We start from the raw sequence: 21,389 nt of genomic DNA, 5'->3' as shown, positions 1-21,389 counted from the left end.
TATAACGCATACATTTTGGAGCAAAAATTAGCCCTTAATTTTCCCATAAGGTTATTGCGATATACTAAATACAACAAATTAAATTAGTGAAGGTGCAAAATGCCTACAAATAACCCTTTTAATGATGAGCAGTTTTTCCCTATGCTGGCAGTAATCAGCCGCCAATTCTTCAACAACAAACTAGAAAATCAGGGAGACAGTATCCTAGATAGGAACGTAGAAGAAGCTGATATCCAGTTTATGCAGGGTCTACAACTCAAAGATATGGAGTTTGTTTTACCTGCTAAAAATGAACAAGATGAGCGGGTAAGAGCAAAATTTGCCATCAAACGTAAAGACAGTGATGAAAGCCTTGCTTTTTCGAATCGTCCCGCTACCCGTGGAGAAATGCGAGGGGCGCGTTTGCGTGAACGTTTAGAAATCCTGAAAGCAGAAAATGGCGACCTCACGCTTTATGAAGCAATGGAGAGAATTTATCGCGACAATTTTAAAGACTCTGACTTAATGACCTATTTCCTAGGAAGCCCTTCGTTTGAAAATGTCGAGGCGAGTTACAAACATGCAACTTTAAAGATGGGTGATTTAATTTTACAATATTTAAAAGAACATCCAGAAGCAGAGGATGAAGAGCTGATTGCTTATGGCAAATCCAAAATGGCTGAAATAATGCCACGCGATGGACTCACTTTATTGGAAGATACCTTACGCAATCCTACCGAAAATTCCAAGGCATTAGGCAGAGTTTTATTAGCTATCAAATCAGGTACTTTGACAGTAAATGGCCAAGCGCCAGATGATGCCTATCCGATTGGTGAATACCTAACTCATGGCGGTCGAGTTAACTTTGATGTCAGTGCTCTGTCAGCCGAAGAACAACAACAATTCTACGCTTTCATCACCAATAGCCAGGCTAAAACCCGTGCTTTCGCTACCCATCGCGCTGGCGGCACAGATGCGAATGGCAGTCCAGCAGAAGCTAAATCCGGTTTGTTAGGCGCTATTTCGGATGCGTTCCGTGCGCTAGTAGGCGCTTCTAAACATGCTGGAATCAACTTGGCGATTGGTGGAAATCATATAGCCAGTCGAGAAGGCGCTTCAGGCGGTTTGGGTAAAAATCCCGATGAATCTGGTGAGTGGGGCCACATGTACTTACACCAGGATACCAACATAGTTATGGTTGGTGTTGAAGCAAGTGCTCCAGGCAAACACAATACGAGGACAGGTGAATCACACAGTAAAACAGGAGCGGCCGGTGAGTTATCTCCTTTCTTACAGAAAAAAATTGATTCTCGCGAGCTGCATGAAGAGCAAATAAAAGCAGGTAAGACACCTTTAAGCACAAAGGAAAAATATAACTGGGCAACGGTTAAAATTTCCTCTGAGCAGTTGCGTCAAATGATGCTTGCTGATCAGGGAGCAGATTATGCCGCGTTGGTTAAAGCAAAACCTGATAATGCTCAACCTGCAGAGCCAAACCGCAAAGAGAAAATGGAAGCCTGGGCTAAAGCGACCAAAGAGGGCAACAAAACCTCAATGGCTGCAAAAATTTTCGGTTTCCTCTTATTTGCCGCCGGTATTGTGCTGGCTTTTGCTCCAATCCCGGTCGTATCTCAGGCGGTTGGTGGCTGGTTAGCAGGATTAGGCCTTGGCGTTGCCACCGGAACAGTAACTCTAGGGGCAGGCCTTACTGCTGCAGCGGTTGGTTTAGGTGTCTTTGGACTTGGTACGCGGCAGGATCCCGAAAAACCTCATACTCTTTATGAAAAGAATTTGAGTAAGCTTCCACCAGTTGAAGTGGTCGAAAAACCAGTAGTAGTTCAAGAACAGGTTGTACACGATGTAGTTCAAGAGCACGTTGTACGCGATGTAGTTCAAGAACACGTTGAAGTCGATAAACGCCGACTAAGCAATAGCTCCGACAGTGGCTCTGAACTTGATCTAGTTGGTTTTAAAGGGGTAGAAGAGGACTTGAGCCTGGTAGTCAAATCTAAGGATGAAGTGGACGAAGCAAGACGATTGATCGGTGGTATAGATGAATCTTCGGTTGATTCCCCTGTAGTGATCAACCCAGGTATCAAAAAAGATGTTGTTAATCCAACAAACACTGACCAAAGCACATTCACACTCTAGTGGAGATGCCAATTAATGCGCGCCGCAATGCGCGCATTAATCATATCAATCACGCATAAAGGCTCGCCGGAAAGGCATTGAATCGCACCGTGAAAATGACAAGGGATTTTTTCTCTTTACCAGATAGCAAAAAGCACTTTATCAACAACTCAAAAAACAATATCAACAACCCTTTACCCTGAGCTCGCTGTAAGAATTAAAGAACTTAAACCATCCCTTAATAATTGTTAACCTGTCTTCAAAAAACGCCTCAAGAGGTTATTGCAAAGCTCTGCTTTCGACATGAAGATTACAAGCTGAATTAGGGAGCTCCATGTTTGAGAGCTAGAAATAGACAATTAACAAAGAAATGTATATAATCTGTCCATTATTGTAGGTGCGTCCTACTTCATACTGACTTAAGGTTGATTTGCTATATTAAGCAGATTGATCGAGGGGAACAATACAATGCCTAAAGTTAAAAAAGTCGCTGGAACTTCGCACGATGTAGTAAAAATTACATTTGATAACCGGTATAAACCGCTTCCCTCAAGGGGTGCGAATGGTAAAATTCGCGATGTGGTAAAGGAGATGATTTCATCATCACCTTATCGCGCTAATCTTAGCCAGACACTTCTGGATCTAAATAGAGCAAATTTCTTTCCCTCTAATGGAAAGACTGTTGATGATTTCGTTCGTGATTGGGTCAATGCCCCTAGTACTGATTTTGCTCAAGGCAACTTAACAGCGGCCTCTTATCAATTACTGCTCAGCTTATTGATGGTAAACCAGGAAATTTTTTGTAAGGATGGTGCTGAAGGCGATAGAGCACAAAGATATGAAGCGTACTTCCAAAGTATGCGTAGAATTGACTTTGGCTACTATAATGACGAGGGTATACTTTGCGGCGTTTCCATTACTTACTCGACTGAAGATCCTTCCCTATGGATTGCCAGCAGTACACGTAACACCCCGGGAAAGGATAAAGATCGACCGACTTTCTTCCTCTCTTCAGAAGAAATAGTTGACGATGATAAAGGAGAATTCGTCGAGAGTAGCGATGCTGCCCCAGAATTTTTAGCGTTTTTGAAATCTGCAGCCGTTAAAGACATGTTTGAAGGGGTTTTTCTGGCCGATGGGTTAGTCAGTCTCGAAAAATTAGAAGAACTGGAAGAATTGACTAACAAAGTCGCTCCGATAAATGCTGGCAAAACTAAAACTTTTCAAACAAGAAAGGCGCTTTTGGAGAGACTTGAAAAAGAGAGACAAGATGTTATTGCCGTTAATCCCGCTTTAGAGCGAGCCTCGCAGCAGTCTTTTGTACGCAGAAACGCTGGCAGTCTTTTTTTGGGTTTCCTCGCGTTAATGACTCTAGTCAATTTAGTATTAATTGCTACCGGGGCTTTCGCGCCCTTAGGCTTCATCCTGGAAGGTGTAAAAGACTACCTTGCATTGGGTGTGGGTGGTGTGGCTGTAGGCGTTGCAAGCGCAACAAACCTGTCGCGGAATGAACATCAATTATCAATTTACCAAGAGAGTATTAGTGAAGAAACTTTTGAAACCAATGCTAGAGCAGCCTTTATAGCCTTGGATAAAAAAGAAGCAGAAGAAGCCTTACGCGAAAAACAAGAGCAAGAACAGAAAATACTATTAGGTGAACACCAAGAACAATCGGAAAAAGCATTTAATCATACGGATGAAGAAGAATTTGACGTTGTTCGAGGGTATATAACAGAGGTAGTGCGTGGTGATTCTTCCTTGTCAAAGGCAGCTATCCTTGTGGAAAGTTTATCTGACCAACCACTTGTTACTTCTCCACAAAAAGGGTTAGGTGTTACAATTCCCCAAGATGGAGTTGTCATTCCTACCGATGGGGCTACGCCAACTTACGGTTAATAATGGAAATAGGTCAATTAAACAATGTCTAATTTATTTTTTAATGGCAACGGGTTTCCTGTTTACGGGAAATTGCTACAGCAAAATGAAATTACTACGTGTATGACACGCCTGCGTCAGGCACATCAAGCCTTGCAGCAACTGAAGGAAGACATTGATAAGCGCTGCGAAAAGCTGCAAGGCGTTTTTAATTTCCTGGACAGCAAACAAGCCCTCTATCAGCAATTAACTGAACAGTATCAGCAAAAGCCCACTGCAAGCCTGGCTCTAAGAATTAATAAATTAGGACAAGCGATTAGTGATTTACTTGGCAAGCTTGAGGCATCCCAACCAGAAAAAGTTATTGCAGATTTAAGTTCTCATTATGAGGAATTGAAAGCTGCGCTGGCCATAAAAGAAGCTTTAATCTTAAAGAGTAACCCTGAAACGACTCAACCCTATGAGCTTGTTGAAGAAGCTGGGGATTCTTTTCCAACTCTAGCAAAGCTGTAAAGAATGATATAAATGACTTAGGTCAATCATCCCCAGTATGGCCTATAATCTATAATAAACAAGCCGCTAAGAATCCTCATAAGGTGAAGTACAGGCTTCCAAAAAAAATTTATGAGGTTGTTTACGCTTGTAGTAATATCAAGATACTGAATAAATGTTAATTTCCAATTAGCATTATTATGCATTGCTAGAAAGATAACCATCCTATTTTATACAGGATTGAAGATTCTAAACCGCATAGGATGTTTTAGGAGGGCCAAAATGCCTAAGTCCTTTTTTAACCAGCAAAATCAAAAAAGCCATGCTTATGAAAAATTATTGCAGCAAAATAAAATTAAAGAGCGCAAAACACGCATTTCTAAAGCACACATCGCGTTAGAGGAACTGGAGCATGACATTGAGGCAAGGACCAAAAAATTACATGAAATTTTTGCCTTTTTAGAAGCAAAAAAAGCGCTCTATCAACAGCTGACAGAAAAATATCAACTGAAACCTTTACCAACCTTGGCCACGAGGCTTAATAATCTTAAACAGGCAATCGATGATTTGGTTAGCAAAATTGAGAAGGCCCAACCTAAAGAAGTGATCAATGATCTAAGTGCCCGCTACAAAGAATTGAAAACCGAGTTAGCCAGAAAAGAAACTTTAATAAATAAAACTGACACTGCAAAAGCCTCTCAAGACAAGCAAAGCACTGAGGACTAAGCAAACTGTCGTGCGCCAGAGAGGGGATAACGAGCCATGGCTGGCTCATTTTTAATCAATATGCTATAACTCCATGTGAATACTTACGCAAGGAGCAAAGTATGAAATCCTGTCTACCACTCCCCTTTTTGATTCTGGGAGCTTGTTTTGCTTTCAATAGCCAGGCCGCTAGCAGCCTGGAGATTCAGGGGAAACAAGCCAAGCATCTTTATAATTCACTGACCGGTCCCAAAGTTCATGAAGAAGGCGCCGCGGGTCATTTGTATCGACAAGGGACGAGCATTCTTTGTCGATACACGAATGCTGATATCACGAAACATGGAAAAAATGTTCCCCGCGAGGCAGCCTGCCGTTATGCCTGTACCATTAAATTTGATCATAACGGACTGGCATCGCCAGGGAAAAACCCTTAGCCAAAATTAAGTGAAGCTGTAATCCGAGAAAAACAGTTTACCCCCGGTTACAGCTTCGCAAAACGAAACGGGTGTCATTTCCGCGAATGCAGAAATCTATTTCCCAAATTGCTTGTGGATTTGGTTGGAATTTCGTTTCCCGCCTACGCAGGGAAGACAGAATTTAGATCAAATTAACTAATGTTAGTTAAAGCTAGTAGTCTTGATGGAGCCTAGCGTAATCAAGGTATTCACTCTCCAAAACAACCTGCTCAATTCGGTTTAACCATCCCTAACCAAGTGAGTAGAGCATGTGCAATAATACGATTCTTGAACCAATAAACCTTGATTACGCTTCGCTCCATCAAGGCTACCCATGCTTTCTCCGGTAGCACGGAACGCAGAACGTAGCCTTGATGGAGCGGAGCGTAATCAAGGTATTCACTCTCCAAAACAGCCTACCCAATTCGGTTTAACCAGCCATACCCAAGTGAGTAGAGCATGTGCAATAATACGATTATTAAACCAATAAACCTTGATTACGCTTCGCTCCATCAAGGCTACCCATCATGCTTTCTCCGGTAGCACGGAACTTACCTGCTGTGCTTTATGCACGACATCAGCGCGCCCCAAGAGAGTTCAAATTTCAAACAAAAGGCAGCAAGAAGCTTTCTCTGCTTATTTATGCGATAATCGCTGTTCGCTAAATTTAGTCCGGTTTTTTATGCGACTGTGCAAACAATTTTTTCTCTGGATTCTGCTTGGTTACCATGCTTTTGTGCATGCAAACATCTATCAATACTTTGAAACCATTAAAACAGATCCTAATGCCCTTTATGCTTTTCTAAGAGCGATGCCCAAAGGGGGTGAATTGCATTATCACCTCGCTGGTGGCGCCTATCCAGAGACCATGCTCGCTCTGGCCAGCCAGGGAGATTATTGCCTGGATAAAATGTCTTTGGGAATCAGTAAGACAACTGAGCGCTGTGTCGGCGTTAAAAGCGCTGAATTATTACAGCAACCCGCTCTCTATAATCGAGTGATTCGTGCCTGGTCATTGAAGGATTTCATACCGGGGGAAGAATCAGGGCACGATCATTTTTTTGCTAGTTTTTACAAGTTTATGCCGCTTGTTTTTGCTTACCGACCACAACTTTTGGCTGAAATCATGCAACGGGCAGCAAGCCAGCATGAGCAATATTTAGAAATCATGATTCTGCCTGATAATGCCCAGTCAACGACCTTCGCTCCTCAGAGCATTAGCCCCGCCAATTTTGCTGCAACGAGCAAACAATTACTTGCTGACAAAGCCTTTCAGGCAAATGTCAAACATACCATGGACGTGGCTCAAGAGCTTTTACAAAAAGCACGCAAAGAGTTGGGTTGCGACAAAGCCCCCTTTCAGGATGTTTGTCAATTAACTGTTCGATTTCAATACTATGTTTTGCGTGAGCAAGCCCCAGAAAAAGTATTTTCCCAAGCCTTAAATGCTTTTACCGCTGCTTCGCAGTCTAAAGAAATTGTAGGGGTTAATTTGGTACAGGCTGAATCTGCACCTATTTCTTTACAAAATTATCATAAGCAAATGGAGATTTTTGCGTTTATGCATCAGTTATATCCTAAGGTGCATATTGCCCTGCATGCTGGTGAATTAGCTCCCGAAGCAGTCTTACCCGAGGATCTGCGTTTTCATATCAATGAAGCAGTGACTTTGGGTCATGCCGAACGCATAGGCCATGGTGTCGATATCGCTTTTGAAAATAATGCTGAAGCCTTGCTTAAGACAATGGCAAACAAACAGATAGCCGTTGAAATCAACCTCACTTCTAACAAAAAACTCCTTAATATCGCTGGAAAAAAGCATCCTTTACGGTTTTATATAGCCCACCAAGTGCCCGTGGTTTTATCTACTGATGATGAGGGCATACTACGTACGGATCTTACCCGTCAATATGTGCAAGCCGTATTAAATCATGGGATTGATTACCCTACTCTAAAAATGATTAATCGCAACGCGCTCACCTATAGTTTTTTACCTGGTGAGAGTATATGGGCTGATGCAGCAACAGCAAAACCAGTCCCTGCTTGTAAAGACTTGAATAGCGCTGCCTGCCTCGAGTTTGTCGAAAAAAATGAAAAGGCAAGACTACAACAGCAACTGGAAAATAAGCTGGCTGCCTTTGAGAAGAACTATATCTCGGTAGTAAAACCCATACCAGTAAAGGCTTATAATTAAAGTTTCGTCACTCACATAAGCAATACACTTATGAAAACTGTATGGTCCCGTACTTAACAATGATTGATATCTTTTAAATTAATAACCCGATCAGCCATTTGAATTGTTTCTATACGATGAGCAATGACAAGTTGAGTAATTTTTAATGATTTTAAAGAGCTATTAATGCTCTTTTCATTCACCAAGTCCAAATGACTCGTTGCTTCGTCCAAAAATAATATTTTAGGCTTTTTATACAAGGCTCTGGCTAAGAGTAACCGCTGTTTTTGTCCACTGGATAGAGCCAATCCTATCCCCCCAACCAGTGTTTCATAACCCATTGGCAATTGGCATATATCTTCGTGGATATAGGATATTTTTGCTACATAATAGACTCTTTCCAGATCGACATTTTCATCAAAAAAAGAGATGTTATCCAATATTGAACCACTGATTAATGAATCCTCCTGCATCACACTGGCAATTAAATCCCTATAGTTTTTTAATCCAAACTCTTTGATTGGTAGATTATCAATAAAAATTTCACCTTCAGTTTTATTGAGCAAACCCATCATTACCTTTAAAAGCGTCGATTTACCACAACCAGAAGGACCAATAACGGCAATTTTCTCACCAGCTGCCACATTTAAGTTAATATCTTTCAAAACATATCGATCACTTTGGTTATATCTAAAAGAAATGTTTTTTAAAGTAAGTGCCCCCTTGATTTCCTCTACACGTCCTGACCCGGTACCAATGACCTCTGGTTCATGGAATAAGATATCGCTTAACCTCTCTAACTGAATGGAAATTAATTTGTAATCAAATATATTTTGAATCAATGAGGAAGTCTTATTAACCAGGAGGAGGCGGTAAGAGAGAAAAGCCATTAACATGCCAATAGAAAATCTATTAACCAAAATGAGTTGCGCGCCTACCGACACAACTAAAATATGCTCCATACTAAACAACAATTGGCTAACAATACTATAAACACTATTAATCTTGGCAATTTTAAAATCCGCATTTAAAGAATGAATATATGAATTTCGCCAAATATTGAATCTTACTGACTCTTTTAAAAAAGACTTGATAGAAAAGATACTTTGTAACGTTTCTAGAAAGATAGACGATGATTTTGCATGCTGATAAATGGATGTTTCAGTTTGCCTTTTAACCCTATTGTACGTTATACATCGTATAGCCAGATAGACTAATAGGGTAAAAATCACAATACTGGCAAGTAACTGACAATAAATTATCATGACCAACAGGTTGATTATAATGACTAATCCATCTAAAACCGTATTAATAAAATCTGTACTAATTTTTCTTTGAATCTGATCGATAGACTGACATTTAGATTGAATATCTCCTTTATGTCTTTTTTCAAAAAAATCCAAAGGCAGTTTTAATAAATGTTTAACTAAATTTGCTGATAAATTCTCTGTCAAATTCGTTGTTAAATAAATTACCATTCTTCCGCGAATATATTCAGTGAAAATTTGAATAAAAATCAATACACTAAAAGCAAGGACAATAACATATAAATTATTGATGTTACTGGAAATAATTACACTATCAGTAACGTATTGTATAAAGAGAGGATTTAATAAACTAAAAAATTCAATAGCCAAAGAAATTAAAATCAGGAATAAAATATAATTGTTAATCCCTTTAACTGTTTTAACCAAATCATATAAAGAAAGCTTACTCTTATTCTTAATAGCCTGAAAATCGTTTGCTTTCGCAATCTCTAATGCTATGCCTGTAAACGAGTTAGACACCTCTTCAATTGAACACTGTCGAATACCTAATGCAGGGTCATGAATTGTGATCGATTTTCTTCTAACTTTTTTCAGGACAACAAAATGATTCATATCCCAATGCAAGATTGCCGGTGTTTTTACCTTGTTTAACTCCTCCAGTGAAACTTTCAATCCTCGTATCATAAATCCCAAATTTTCCAATAAATCTTTTATTTGCAATAAATTAATACCACGATTTGAAGGTCGACTTATTTTTCTAAGGGTATACAAATCAAGGTGGTGCCCCCAAAAATTAGCTATCATGGCAATACAGGCGTGCCCACACTCACTCATTTCACTTTGAATAATAATGGGTAATTTTGACCTGCTGTTTAATACAGGAACTTTCTTCTTCATGAAAATAACACTCCATAATAGCTATATAAAGGATCTAAGATCCATTGCCATATTTTTCTTTTTTGACCAACGATAACGGCTGAGAAGGTCATTCCCTGCTGTAGTTTTTTTTCCGCCCCATAAACGACAACAAATTGCTTATCCAATTCAGCAGTAATTTTATAATAGGGCTCTCCTATTCGTATGGGTTTTTCTTCTTCATCATCGGTGATAATGCTTTGGCTTATTTCCTTTATTGTTGCTTGATAAGTTCCAAACCGTTCGTAGGGATAGGCATCGTATCTAATAATAATTTTATTCTCTTTATTCAAGAATCCGGCTTTTTTCGCTGGAATAAAAAGTTCCGCTACCAAATCAGTGTCAATTGGCATTATTTTGGCCAACGGTTTAGACAAATTGGTATACTGTCCTTCTTTATAAATAATGCTTGAGACAACTCCATCTATGGGTGAGCGAATAGTATAAGATTTCCCCTGCCGATACTTAATCATATCGAGTTCAATAAGATTTTTCTTATTTTTAATTTCTATCAATTCTTCTTGTTTTTCATTGTATGTTGCCCATGAGATATAGTGCTTTTCTAATAGTTTTTTTAAGGCATCTAAATATTGATTTTTATAGTTAATTTCTTTTTTAATAAATTCCTGATTCTTTTTTAGATTTTTAAATATTTCATGATCATGGCTTTTGTATATGCCAGTATAAGACGTATCAATCAAAAATAAATTCTGCCCTCTTTTTATTTTGTCTCCTTGATGCCGATAGCTTTGAATAATTACACCATTTCTTTTTGGATAAACTCGCGCTATCCCCTTGGTAGAATCAAGATAACCAGAAATAATAATTTTCTCAGCAAATTCAGCGAACACTAAAAATAAAACAATGAGCAATACAATACCCATAGAGCCAATTGCTATAAACCGGTATGAAACAGGTGTGTTAATTGATACAAGCCCATAATTCTGATTTTTTTTACTCTCGGCGACTTCTAATCTAAAGAGTGTTTTATCGTTCATTAGCTAATCATTCAAAGATAAATTAGTGATTGACGCATCAAATTTAGTGTTCATATGACTTCATAAATGGATTAGTCTTTCTACGTAATTTCATTTAAATAAATGTGCCTTTGGATTTTTTCCTTTTTAATTTTATTCACTTGACTAATAAATTGCTTTGTCGACAGTTGTTCCGGCCTATTTCTATATAGACAGAAGGGGGGCTCTTCCGTCAAAAATTGAATCCATGTTTCTAACATGTTTATTTCCGGATTAACTTCTTCTATCCAGAGAAATTGTCCTTGCTCATTTATTTCTAAAAAATAGAGTTCATTATCTGTCGATACTATAAAATCAAAACATCCAAAAACTATTCCCAGGCATTTCATAAATCTTTTAATTTTATGCATAGTATTTTGATCAAGAATATAGGGTTTAATCTTCAACTCCTGATTAGCAATCCTGCGCCAATCAATTCTCCCCTTTTCATGCTTTTGGGAGTCTATTTTTACTGCAACTACTTTTTCACCAAAACAAGTCACTCTTAATTCATATTTCTTTTTTATTTCTACCTGGAAAATGCCAGGTACTAGTTGCAATAACTCATCGTCAGGAAATTGGCTTTCATGAACGCTTGCAGTATACATTGCCCTTACACCATTTTCGTTTTTCCAGTAATTAGGTAGAAAAGATTTATAAATCACTCCCCTATTTTGGTATTTCTTGGTGAATCCTTTTATATGTGAAGGGGAATTTGACATTAAGGTGATTGGAATTTTGAATCCACACTGTGAAGCTATTTTTAATTGACTGGCTTTTGAGTTTGCTCGTCTTTGCGTATCAAGAGGATTAATCCAAAAAGCACCTGGTGCAATTATCGTCGATAAGGATTCGAAAAACGCGATGTTTTCTTTACGCGCGCATTTGCGATCTTCTACCTGGATTGAATCAGGGATATAGGGAAGTCTTGCTCTACGCCACCACACTATATCAAAGGGATTAGTTTCCAAATGACATAATTCATCACTTATTCCCGATTCTGGGATCCACTCAAGACCACCATTATTAATATAAATACTGTTGGCTTGTCTTGAAGGCATATCAGCTGTATACCAAAGTGTACAGGCATAACCTTTTTGCTCAAGTGCTAATTTGGTTATAATCGCGTGCGCATCATCTGGTTCTGTGGCGATTAATAAATTCATTCAATTTCCCTATAGTAGACTTTTCAATATTGCTTATTTCCGTAAAAAGATTACAAATGATAGTTAATCTAATCTGGAATATGATCCGTGCTAATATCGCAAGGGTCTGGATAACAACCAGATATTTCTAACGTATTTTGCCTGCTGCCAAAATTAGAACCGCCGGATACGCTTTCAAGCTCTTCATTGCTAATCTCAACAGCTAATCCATAAGCTAAAACCCGCTTTTTCATATCTTCCATTTTTATTCCTTATTGTTATATAAAATCATTGTTTTAAATCCAATTAAAATAAATCATTTAGGCCAATCCAATTTGAGCTGATTCCAACCATTTTTTCCAAGCAGCTAGATTAGTATCACCAAAATCTTTTCCACTTATTTTCTTTAGAATAAGGTAAGCTATATCATGGTTATTGGGCTGCTTAAGTTTCAAGATGGCCAACAGATTTTCACCTCCCTTTTGAATAATAATTTTTTTTTCATCTTGAGAGTCCGCTGCTTTAGCAAGTATACCAAGAGCCTTATTTCTATCTGTCGTTTCGGGAGAGGCTAATAAATCTAAAAAAGGTAGAACATCAATATGGTCTATTTTTGCTCTAAACATTGTCGCTGCAATAACCCTCATTACATTATTTCGAACACCACTATCTCTATCATTAACATGCAGCATTAAAAGGGAAATAATCTCATGGGGATCCTTAAAATGCCCCAGCAAAAAAGCAGCTGCGGCGCGTCTCGATGGATCAGGATCATCATTTAATGTTTTAATAATGAATGTTTTTTCTTTAATAGCGCCTGTATTAAAAATTTTTAAATAAGGCTTTAATTTAGGATGGTGAAATCCACTGATACAATGATAAACAGGACAGGAACTCTCTTTTAGATTTAATTGATTGTTAATCATTAATTCAAACTCAAGATTACTAAAAGTAATCATTTCATTAATTAAATCATCTTTTAATTTATAGTTTTTTGCATACTCTGTATTTATATACCGTAGCCTTTCAGGTTGATCTTTTTGAACGACTTCTATCGTAGTATATTGATTTTTATTTCCAGGATAAAAAATCGTATTAAAATCCACATACAAAAACCGACCTTCATTCTTGATTTCATTTAACAATGCTCTCTTTTTGAAAAGCAGGTTATCCAAGTTACTGTCATTGTTTTTTTCACGCCTTCTATGCAGCAATAAGCCCTCAATAATGGCCACTCTATTTGCATATTTCTTTATTATTTTCTCTGATTGCTTTTCGTCAAGTCCATAAATATCGACTATGTTGTTTGCTTCAATGGTAAATGAACATAGAAGAGTTAATGTTAATATGAATACCCTTTTCATTATTCTTACCTTATTCGTTATGCATACTTTTGCAATTTAAATCGACGTGGCGCTGCACATTTTGAGTGACTATGTCTTTCATTTCCTTTCTATAATCATTAATTACATGATTAAATTTTTTTGGATTCCATCTAAATGTCCTGGACTTATTGATAAGGAAATTAGTAAAGATATCCAACATAGGAAAATGCGAGCTATATTCTTCTAGCCATAGAAATTGGCCTTGCTCATTGACTTCAAGAAATACATAATCTCCTTTCGGAGTAACAATAAAGTCAAATGCACCAAACACTATTCCTATTTTTTGCATAAATTGACGTATTTTATTCTCTAACTCATCAGGCAATTTATAAGGTTCTATGCTCATTTTTCCTTCAGGAATTGCTCGCCAATCGATCTTCCCCTCGGGATGAAGTTGAGAGTTTAATTTTGCCGCAACGATATAATCACCAAAACAAGTAACCCTTAACTCATAGTCTTTCTTAACTTCTTTCTGAAATATCCCCGGTACAAGTTGTAATAATTTATTGTGCGGCAGATCCAAAAAACTAATTTTGCTTGTGTAAGCAATTTTAATTTTATTTTCTTCAAACCAAAAATTTGCGCAAAGGGGTTTATAAACTACCCCTTCCTCTTCATGTTTTAATAGAAAATATCGGATATCCTTGGGGTCATTTGAACAAAGTGTGGTAGGAATAATCATCTCGCATTGATTGGCAGTCTTTAGTTGTAGAAGCTTTGAATTGGCTCTACTCGCTGCTTCTTTTGAATTAACCCACCAGGCCCCCGGAGCCATACAGAAAGTTAATGATTCATAGAATAAGTGGTTTTCTCTACTAATAAATTTATAATCTTCCGGATGGGTTACATTCTTTGCAACGTAGGGTTTTCGTGCGCGCCGCCACCAGAGAACATCGTAATCATTATCTAAAATACTGCTGTATTTATCAGTGCTTTTCCATTGATAACCATCCCTATCAATAAACAGGGAATTTTTTTGTTTGCTTGGGTGGTCAGCTGTAAATAAAAGTCTGACGTGATGCCCCATTTTTTCTAAGGCTAGTTTTACTAGAATAGCATGCGTGTCATCTGGTTCTGTAGGAATTAGGAATTTCATTATTTTTCTCACAGCAGCCTAGAGCCTCGTTGACATAGAGCCCCCTTAAATGGGGCCTCTAACCTAACTACCAGTCAATGCTTTGATCATACCAGGCATCTACCCCTTGCCCGCTTCCTCCTGTGCCTTTCACCGTTTCTGAATGAGTAAACGTTGCTGCATATCCTCCAGATACGTTTGCCAATTCATCATTATCGATTGTTTTTGCCAACGTATAAGCAAAAACGCGTTCTTTGCTATCTGTCATTTTTCCTCCTTTTGTTTGATACACTGTTTCCTTAGTTCATCCAGCCTGTTTGGGATAAACCACTTAGGATTCAATCGAATTGTTTCACCTACGGATAATTTCATCCCATTAATAATTTATTCGCAATGGTCATATTTTTATTAATTTATTATTCATATTTATTCATTTAATGATCTTTTTTTGCTTTTGTCAATCTTTTATGAATAAATATATTTATCAGAAGATGGAGAGCTTTATGGCCGACAGTACAACGATAAGTAGCAATTTAAGACATTTACTGACACTGCATGGGGAATTATCATTAAGTGAATTGGCCAGACAAACACAGATTCCACAACCAACCCTACATCATTTACTCAATGGTACTACTAAAAAACCAAGGCGAGGGGTACTGGAACGACTCGCAAATTTTTTCTCTGTCTCAATCCCTCAATTAACTGGCTTATTGCCTTTGGATCAAAGCATACCTGATTCAATTAAAAAAAGTTTGAATATTGCAACCATTCCAGTTATTAGCTGGGCAATGGTGTGCCATTGGCCACACATTGAGAGAACATCCGCAAAACAAATAATTCTGGACAAAGAAGCAGGTGAGCATTCATTTGCTTTACTGATGGAAAGCAACACCATGGAGCCTCTTTTCCCAGAGAATTCTATCCTAATCTTTGATCCAGACAAAAAACCGCGCGATAGGGATTTTGTCCTTATTAAGAAAGATAACAATTTGATATTTAATAGATTATTTATAGAAAAATCGGAATTGTATATCAAACAAGATCAGGCGGACGGCAATATGAAACTGACTAAAATAAAAGAAAAAATAGATAAAATTATCGGCACACTTATTGAAGTAAGATTACAATTTTTGTGACTCCCATTCTTGGTAGGCCCGGCTCATTCCTTCCGGGCGGTTTTAAGCCTCCAAACATGCTGTGAAATTAACAGAATTTCAGCACACCCTACTAATCGACCTTCGCAAATACATTGGCATCTTGTAATAGTCGCTTGGTGACAGTTTTTTAAGTACAAGAAATATGATAAAAAAGCGGAGCTCTGAATTTATTTAAGGACATCAGGATGAAACGCATGTTGTTGTGGATTATTGGCTGTACTTTAACAGTTTTTGCAACCTGCGCTTTTGCTGCATTGGCCCTATCCCATGGGGAAACCATACAGGCCCCCTGGCTTGTTGCTGCAGCATGTATGATTTTCTTTATCGGTTATCGCTACTACAGTCGCTTTCTCGCCAATAGTGTGCTTTTACTTGATGCAAATGCGCCTACCCCGGCGGTACGCCATAATGATGGTCTGGATTATGTTCCAACCAACCGCTTTGTCCTCTTTGGTCATCATTTTGCTGCCATTGCTGGAGCGGGCCCTTTAGTTGGACCTGTCTTGGCAGCCCAAATGGGCTATGCACCTGGCCTATTGTGGATTTTAGTTGGTGTCGTCTTAGCTGGCGCGGTACAAGACTTCTTTATTTTAGTGATTTCCATGCGCCGTGACGGCCGCTCGCTAGGAACGTTAATTCGTACAGAGTTGGGCTGGTTACCTGGTGTTGTTGCACAGTGTGCGACGTTTATGATCATGGTAATCATTTTAGCTGTTCTTGCCCTGATTGTTGTGAAAGCACTCACTAATAGTCCGTGGAGTTTGTTTACAGTAGCAGCAACAGTACCCATTGGTCTGTTTATGGGAATTTATTTGCGCTATTTACGTCCGGGGCGTGTGACTGAGGTTTCCGTCATAGGATTTTTATTACTTTTTCTGGCAATTATGTTGGGACGCCAGGTCAGTGAAAGTGCTCTGTGGGCACCTTGTTTTACCGCCAGCGCTGAAGAGCTGGTATGGTTGTTAACAGGCTATGGTTTTGTAGCTGCCGTGTTGCCGGTATGGCTTCTTCTAGCACCGAGAGATTATTTATCCACCTTCTTGAAAATTGGTACGATGTTGGCCTTAGCCTTGGCTATTCTGCTCGTAGCCCCTACGCTCAAAATGCCTGCCTGGACTCCTTTTATCAATGGCACAGGACCAGTATGGGCAGGAGGCTTATTTCCCTTTTTGTTTATCACTATTGCTTGTGGAGCAATATCGGGCTTTCATTCTTTAATTGCCTCGGGCACTACGCCCAAAATGATAGCCAATGAAACTGATGCGCGATTTATTGGCTATGGTGGTATGCTCATGGAATCCTTCGTTGCAATCATGGCACTGATTACTGCATGCTGTTTAGAGCCCGGTGTTTATTTTGCAATCAATAGCCCTCCGGCTTTAATTGGAACAACAGCCCAACAAGCCGCAGAAACCATTTCACAATGGGGATTTACTTTAACTCCCGACATGTTAACAACGACGGCAGAAACAATTGGTGAGCAAACTATCTTATCTCGTACAGGAGGAGCACCAACCTTAGCCATTGGGATTGCACAAATTTTCTCTCAACTCTTTGAAAACAAGGCCATGCTCGCATTTTGGTATCATTTTGCCATCTTGTTTGAAGCTTTATTTATTTTAACTGCCGTGGATGCAGGAACACGAGCAGGCCGTTTCATGCTCCAGGATTTGTTAGGTACCTTTTTCCCCAACATGCGACATACCGGGTCATGGCCAGCAAATGTATTGGCTACAGGAATTTGCGTCGGTATGTGGGGATATTTTCTGTATCAAGGCGTTATCGATCCCCTGGGAGGTATTAATAGCTTATGGCCTTTATTTGGCATAGCCAATCAAATGCTTGCTTCAATCGCATTAATTCTCGCAACAGTAGTCCTGGTAAAAAGAAAACAGGAGTGCTTTATCGCAGTAACCCTGGCACCCACAGTTTGGCTACTCAGTTGCACACTGACTGCCAGTTGGCAAAAAGCATTTTCAATTAATCCTAAACTTGGTTTCCTGGCTCACGCTAACCAATACCAACAAGCCATAGAGAGAGAAATCGTTCTTGCACCAGCAAAAAATTTAACACAAATGCGCCAAATTCTATTCAATGATTACGTTGATGCTACCTTGACTATCGGGTTTGCAGTTGTTGTGTTGTTTCTCTTTTTTTGGGGCCTTCGCCATATCTACCTTATGCTGAAAAATCGCCTCCCACGCGAAAATCATTTTGAGGAGACAGGCCTGATGAAATGTGAATCACCGCCAACCCGCTGCTGTTAGACTATTGGGCACAAAAAATCGCTCATGCTTTTTTAGTGGAGCAATTTAAAATAGACAGTAGACGTTTTCGGCCCTCCCTGCAGAGTGAGGGCCGCAAGGAGACTCGGAGTAGTACACGAGAATTCGAGCCCCGTATCGACGGTCATTCTCTCTTCCCTCTGCAATAGCATCTAGTAGGCTATCCCATCGTTAATGGCGAAATTGCTTTCTCACACAGCTTACGCAGGGCACTGGATAGTTGGCGTAGTCTGGGTAGCTCTTCTTCACTGATATTATATTCTTCTGCCAACCTGACAGGCTCAGTGAAGCTTAACCAAACTTGGCCGAAACTATCTTCTGTCGCCATGATGCGAAGCGGTAAATCCAAAGCGAAAGCAGGATTCGTTTGCATAAGCAAAGTACCTTTCGCAGGATTGCCTACAATTAACACTTCCGTGTTGGGAAGCTTTTCGCCGACTTTTTTTGCCTCTGCACTGTGAGAGATGTGGGCAAAAATCGTACCGCCTTGAGCCTGAATAATCGTCTTTACCCGTTCCAGTATTTTAGACACTGAATAAGGGCTTTGCAACGTTTCAGACCAGGCAGCCCCCTGCAGTACAGCACCCAATTTTGGATCGAAGGCCGCTGCAATTTTTCGCCCTAAGATATCTAAATCCAGCAAATTGCCTTTATTCGCTAACAGGGTTACACAAACTAACTCAGAAGCATCTGTAAATCGGCTTAAAAAAGAAGAATACCCAGGAATATTGCCTTTAATTTCCATTAACCCCTTATGGCCTGGGAAAAACCAGCCGCCGTTACCTGGGATCAGTTCGCCATCGTCCAAAGTGGTAGGATTGTATATGAAGCTTCTATTTTCTGGGTCTTTTAACAGAATACCACCAGCAAGTCCTATATCCCAAAGACTGATATCCTCTGCTGAAGCAACAATACCACTGTCTGCGTAAGTAGCGGACCAGGTTAGTTGTGCACTCGGCGCAAGCGCTCCATCCTTGTCAACATAGCCTCTCGCTGGTTCAGTGGGATTAACAAGGATAGGATTTTGCAAAAATTGCTGATGCTTAAATGGCTTAGAACCATTATTAACTTCATTTTGTAGGGTAGCCACATTGGATACAAAAAAAGTATGTTTTAGACCCATGCGCTCGATTTGATTTTTAGTCACATAGTCTTGATAAGAAATGCCACTGGCTTTTTCAATAATCTTCCCTAATAAATAATGGTCGGTAGCACTGGGATTCATTTTAGAACCTGGTGAAAATAGCAAAGGCTTCTTACCTAATAACTGTATAAAATCTTTCCATGAGTAGTCTTTACTGAAATCAAACGATTCGTCGCTATAACTTGGCAAACCGGAGCTATGCGATATTAAATGACGAATGGTTATCGCGGACCACGCTTTAGGCAGATCAGAAAAATAAGTCGCCATTGAATCTTCGAGTTTAAGCTTACCTTCTTCTTTAAGTTGTAGTATTGCTACTGCGGTATAGGCGTTACTTAATTGCCCTACATTAAACACAGTATTGGAAGCAACAAGTCGTTTTGTCTCTCGGTCAGCCAATCCATACCCGACCACACGCGTGATATAAGGTGCCTGGACAATGGCCAGAGACATCCCGGGTACATTATTATCCTGCATATATTGGATAATTAAGTCGTCGACGGATTGTCCCTTATAAAGACTGTGGTAATCCCCCCGTCCCGTAGCATTTAGTTGCTCTTTTGTCATCATGCACTCCCTGTAAAAGCATTGTTTAAAGCCCCTCGAATTTTGGTTCTATTAGGCACATTTACAAAACTTTAAATTAGATTTTGAAATCCAACAATAAAAGCCGCCCATACACCCACTAAACTGTGAGAAACACTTACTCCAATTAAAGAATTCTGTCGGGCATACAGCCATCCCCAAAAAATACCCGGGATGAACGTAGAGAGTGCAAACCCCAGAGAGGTATGTGAGTGGACACTGGCAAACAGAAGATTAGAAATAATGATAGCCTTCCATTTTATTGAGGTTTGCGTACCATCCAGTAAATTTTGTAATGACGATTGAATACACCCTCTGGTAATAAATTCTTGCACGGGGCAAAAGATTATATATAGAAACATAAAGAAAAAATAAGAATGCCAGTTAAATATTGCTCTATTTTTAAATGGGGCAGTATGGTCAAATAAAGGAAATTGACTCAAAGAGGGTATATGAGTTATCAAGAGCCACTTAAGGAATACAATCATCATAAGAATAGGGATAGTAAATAATATCCCTTCGAAAAAATTTTTTGCTGCATTCTTTCGAGTGATACCGTAAAAACTATAGGGATTACCACTTTTTTTAACCACCGAAAAGGCAACCAGAGTAAAAATAACAATTATTGCCAGGCTCGGTATTGTAGTGCTTGAAAAATACCCTTCGCTCTTTTCAATTAAATTTAAAGATAACGCATAGAGAGATAACAGAATGAGTACCCTAATAAAGAAAATACTCATGACGTATTTACTTTGCAGTGCCTTTACAGTGACTTCATTGGTATAACGCAGGCGATGAGCGATTTTACGATTCAACGCATTGGCCATTTTATTAAACAAGGGCGCTAATTGAGGGTTTTCGCTTAATTTATCAAAATCAAATTTATATAAGACACAGGGGGTTAACGTAATCACTGAAGCAGAACGGGGTTCCCTATCGATAAGAGCCATTTCCCCTATGCTCTCCCCCTCTGCTAATTCAGCGATGATATGCGTTTTTATCCCAGAATTTTTTACTATTGCCACCTTTCCCTTATCCAGATAATAAAAACTGGACTCCTGCAGGCCTTCTTTAATGAAAAGGCTGTTTTCTTCAAGATGAATCAACTCTGCAGCGTTAATCAGTTCCTGTAACTCATCCTGAGTTAAATCGGAAAAAACACTTTGCTTTGGTGAGCCTATCATTATTTGCCTTTGAGCTGGGCTTTTTTATCTATTATAGTCATTAGGTGTACTTATTTCTGATAACAGCTAATTTTCTCACTCTCGAAACCAGTCCAACATACTGACCACATACCCCTAATTGATCGACAATAATGGGTATAACCCTACATTACTCTATAAACATTCGTCTCATAGCGGTATATCCATTTCCCTTTTTAGCAAATCATCCGGATCAATTTTATATTCCATAATATCGCCTGGTTGGCAGTTTAAATAAGCGCAAATAGCCTCAAGCGTTGAAAACCGTACGGCTTTCGCCTTCCCATTCTTTAAAATGGATAAATTGGCCTCAGTAATCCCTATGGCTTCCGCCAACTCTTTTAATCGACATTTTCGTTTTGCCATCATGACATCCAAATTAACAATAATCGGCATGGCA

Annotated in this window: 18 protein-coding genes; 8 read left to right on the top strand and 10 right to left on the bottom strand. The window is 39.1% G+C overall.

All coding sequences use genetic code 11. The annotated features are described in order from the left end of the window. Window positions 1-99: 99 nt before the first annotated feature. The 6 genes from DYC89_RS03355 (at window position 100) to DYC89_RS03330 (ending at window position 7,830) form a co-directional block, all read left to right on the top strand. Window positions 100-2,130 (top strand): hypothetical protein, encoded by a 2,031-nt coding sequence (locus tag DYC89_RS03355; protein WP_115220494.1) that lies wholly within the window; start codon window positions 100-102, stop codon window positions 2,128-2,130. A 447-nt stretch (window positions 2,131-2,577) separates the two neighbouring features. Next, a complete protein-coding gene (locus tag DYC89_RS03350) occupies window positions 2,578-4,005 on the top strand; it encodes a hypothetical protein (protein ID WP_115220493.1) in 1,428 nt (475 codons plus the stop codon). Window positions 4,006-4,029: 24 nt separating this feature from the next. Then, window positions 4,030-4,497, top strand: a complete 468-nt coding sequence (locus tag DYC89_RS03345; protein ID WP_115220492.1) for a hypothetical protein — start codon at window positions 4,030-4,032, stop codon at window positions 4,495-4,497. A 261-nt stretch (window positions 4,498-4,758) separates the two neighbouring features. Then, window positions 4,759-5,202 (top strand): hypothetical protein, encoded by a 444-nt coding sequence (locus DYC89_RS03340; protein WP_115220491.1) that lies wholly within the window; start codon window positions 4,759-4,761, stop codon window positions 5,200-5,202. A gap of 101 nt (window positions 5,203-5,303) precedes the next feature. After that, the gene (locus DYC89_RS03335) at window positions 5,304-5,615 is read left to right on the top strand and encodes a hypothetical protein (protein WP_115220490.1); all 312 of its coding nucleotides are present in this window, start codon (window positions 5,304-5,306) and stop codon (window positions 5,613-5,615) included. 703 nt (window positions 5,616-6,318) lie between these two features. Next, on the top strand, window positions 6,319-7,830 hold the full coding sequence (locus DYC89_RS03330) for an adenosine deaminase family protein (protein WP_115220489.1): 1,512 nt from the start codon (window positions 6,319-6,321) through the stop codon (window positions 7,828-7,830). A 53-nt stretch (window positions 7,831-7,883) separates the two neighbouring features. Here DYC89_RS03330 and DYC89_RS03325 read toward each other — a convergent pair whose 3' ends face one another. The 7 genes from DYC89_RS03325 to DYC89_RS03300 form a co-directional block, all read right to left on the bottom strand. Then, window positions 7,884-9,974 carry a peptidase domain-containing ABC transporter gene (locus DYC89_RS03325; protein WP_115220488.1) on the bottom strand — a complete coding sequence of 697 codons (2,091 nt, stop codon included), beginning with the start codon at window positions 9,972-9,974 and terminating at the stop codon, window positions 7,884-7,886. Beyond that, window positions 9,971-10,990: an HlyD family secretion protein gene (locus DYC89_RS03320; protein ID WP_115220487.1), complete on the bottom strand. Its 1,020-nt coding sequence runs from the start codon at window positions 10,988-10,990 to the stop codon at window positions 9,971-9,973. The genes DYC89_RS03325 and DYC89_RS03320 overlap by 4 nt, the downstream gene beginning before the upstream one ends. An 80-nt stretch (window positions 10,991-11,070) precedes the next feature. Then, complete coding sequence (locus DYC89_RS03315) at window positions 11,071-12,174, bottom strand: hypothetical protein (RefSeq protein ID WP_115220486.1); 1,104 nt, start codon at window positions 12,172-12,174, stop codon at window positions 11,071-11,073. Window positions 12,175-12,242: 68 nt separating this feature from the next. After that, the gene (locus tag DYC89_RS16440; RefSeq protein ID WP_181879309.1) at window positions 12,243-12,416 is read right to left on the bottom strand and encodes a hypothetical protein; all 174 of its coding nucleotides are present in this window, start codon (window positions 12,414-12,416) and stop codon (window positions 12,243-12,245) included. 57 nt (window positions 12,417-12,473) lie between these two features. Next, the gene (locus DYC89_RS03310) at window positions 12,474-13,517 is read right to left on the bottom strand and encodes a HEAT repeat domain-containing protein (protein ID WP_115220485.1); all 1,044 of its coding nucleotides are present in this window, start codon (window positions 13,515-13,517) and stop codon (window positions 12,474-12,476) included. A gap of 10 nt (window positions 13,518-13,527) precedes the next feature. Beyond that, complete coding sequence (locus DYC89_RS03305; RefSeq protein ID WP_115220484.1) at window positions 13,528-14,634, bottom strand: hypothetical protein; 1,107 nt, start codon at window positions 14,632-14,634, stop codon at window positions 13,528-13,530. Window positions 14,635-14,701: 67 nt separating this feature from the next. Then, window positions 14,702-14,881 (bottom strand): bacteriocin, encoded by a 180-nt coding sequence (locus DYC89_RS03300; RefSeq protein WP_058446803.1) that lies wholly within the window; start codon window positions 14,879-14,881, stop codon window positions 14,702-14,704. A 235-nt stretch (window positions 14,882-15,116) separates the two neighbouring features. On the opposite strand from DYC89_RS03300, the gene DYC89_RS03295 reads away from it, so the two are divergent. Together DYC89_RS03295 and DYC89_RS03290 are read left to right on the top strand one after the other, a co-directional pair. Then, window positions 15,117-15,752, top strand: coding sequence for a helix-turn-helix domain-containing protein (locus DYC89_RS03295; RefSeq protein WP_115220483.1), 636 nt, complete (start codon window positions 15,117-15,119; stop codon window positions 15,750-15,752). A 206-nt stretch (window positions 15,753-15,958) separates the two neighbouring features. Continuing rightward, window positions 15,959-18,040, top strand: a complete 2,082-nt coding sequence (locus tag DYC89_RS03290) for a carbon starvation CstA family protein (RefSeq protein ID WP_115220482.1) — start codon at window positions 15,959-15,961, stop codon at window positions 18,038-18,040. A 178-nt stretch (window positions 18,041-18,218) separates the two neighbouring features. Here the strand turns inward: DYC89_RS03290 and DYC89_RS03285 are convergent, their stop codons facing one another. The 3 genes from DYC89_RS03285 to DYC89_RS03275 form a co-directional block, all read right to left on the bottom strand. Then, the gene (locus tag DYC89_RS03285) at window positions 18,219-19,772 is read right to left on the bottom strand and encodes a serine hydrolase (protein WP_245953937.1); all 1,554 of its coding nucleotides are present in this window, start codon (window positions 19,770-19,772) and stop codon (window positions 18,219-18,221) included. A 68-nt stretch (window positions 19,773-19,840) separates the two neighbouring features. Then, on the bottom strand, window positions 19,841-20,971 hold the full coding sequence (locus DYC89_RS03280) for a cyclic nucleotide-binding domain-containing protein (RefSeq protein ID WP_115220480.1): 1,131 nt from the start codon (window positions 20,969-20,971) through the stop codon (window positions 19,841-19,843). Window positions 20,972-21,139: 168 nt separating this feature from the next. Beyond that, window positions 21,140-21,385 (bottom strand): helix-turn-helix domain-containing protein, encoded by a 246-nt coding sequence (locus DYC89_RS03275; RefSeq protein WP_115220479.1) that lies wholly within the window; start codon window positions 21,383-21,385, stop codon window positions 21,140-21,142. Window positions 21,386-21,389 lie beyond the last annotated feature (4 nt).

Origin of the sequence: Legionella donaldsonii (genome assembly GCF_900452385.1) — a bacterium.
GTDB lineage: Bacteria > Pseudomonadota > Gammaproteobacteria > Legionellales > Legionellaceae > Tatlockia > Tatlockia donaldsonii.
Note: the sequence above shows the minus strand (reverse complement) of the source record. Positions and strands in the feature narration are given on the sequence as shown.